Raw genomic sequence first — 605 nt, forward strand, 5'->3', positions numbered from 1 at the left:
TAATACTCCTAAAAAAATTAGTGCATAGAATTCTCTTTTAGTTAAATCGATAATACTATTTTCGAAGAATTTCGAAAAGCTTCCTCCAAAAGCTACCCTGTTAAATAAGAAAATACTATACGCAGCGGAAAATACAATTGAAGAACTAGCCAGCAGACCTAATAGGGGTAATCTTTCAAATACTCCATATAATGACATAAATTCACCTACAAAATTTAATGTAAGGGGTACTCCACAATTAGCCAAGGAGAAGATAAAGAAAAGCAGAGAAAGTAAAGGTGCCATTTGAGCAATTCCTTTGTAATAATGAATTAAGCGAGTTCCGGAACGATCATATAACACACCTCCTACAATAAAGAATAAAGCGGGGCTTGTAAAGCCATGTGCTAAACCTAAGAGTATACCACCTTCAATTCCTTGGATTGTATTACTAAATACTCCTATTAGATATACTGCAGCATGAGACACTGAACTGTATGCAATCAATTCTTTTATATCTGTAGTTCTTAATGTACTAAAACTAGCATATATTATAGTAATTACACCTATGACAAATATTATATAAGTATAATTTAAGGAAGCTTTAGGCAATAAAGGTAAAATTA

Annotated in this window: 1 protein-coding gene; it reads right to left on the reverse strand. The window is 31.9% G+C overall.

What is annotated here, in order from left to right; genetic code table 11:
• The coding region (locus IEW49_RS13485; protein WP_268235652.1) for a proton-conducting transporter transmembrane domain-containing protein at positions 1-605 on the reverse strand (605 nt) is incomplete at both ends.

The organism is Pseudoblastomonas marina, from assembly GCF_014641655.1.
Classification (GTDB): Bacteria; Pseudomonadota; Alphaproteobacteria; order Sphingomonadales; family Sphingomonadaceae; genus Alteriqipengyuania_A; species Alteriqipengyuania_A marina.